This window comes from Halorubrum sp. Atlit-26R (genome assembly GCF_003666015.1).
Lineage (GTDB): Archaea > Halobacteriota > Halobacteria > Halobacteriales > Haloferacaceae > Halorubrum.
Map to the genome: position 1 here is coordinate 1 of NZ_QPLT01000380.1, position 526 is coordinate 526.

Sequence of the window (526 nt, forward strand, 5' to 3'; positions counted from 1 at the left end):
CGTAGTGGAACCCCATATTCGGCGAAATCATCGGCCAGAGGTTGGTTGAGGACACTTGACCGTCGCTGTTACTGATTTCGACAGAGACGTCGACTGGGAGGATCGTCTCCGTCTCGGTGTCCCAGACACTCGCCATCAGATGCACCGAATCGTCGGATTGGACGACGACTTTCGTTTTGCGTGCGCCGGTGAGGTTCCAGAAACGGTGCGGGAACGAGTGCATCAGCGCAAATCCGATGTCACCGGCTGTCGTCGTCCCATACATTCCCATCCCTTCGACGATCGCGGGATAGTAAACGGCGGCAGGTCGATCCTCCACGAGCGGTGGGTCACGCCACGCAGACTGCGTCTCGAACCCGAGCCGACCCAGACAACCAGACAGCAGCAGTCCACTGGAGAGTGCGGCGCCCTGTGTGAAAAACGTTCGTCGGTTCATCTTCTCATCTGTGATGCTATGTTTGGTTGGTTCATATCAATTTGCGCCCGCTGTCGTCAACCGGAAGTGCCTGTAACTGCCAACCTGTGA

1 pseudogene is annotated in these 526 nt (G+C 57.0%); it reads right to left on the reverse strand.

The features are described from left to right. Positions 1-319 (reverse strand): annotated as a pseudogene (locus DVK07_RS21065) (iron transporter); the annotation flags it as partial. Positions 320-526: the final 207 nt, after the last annotated feature.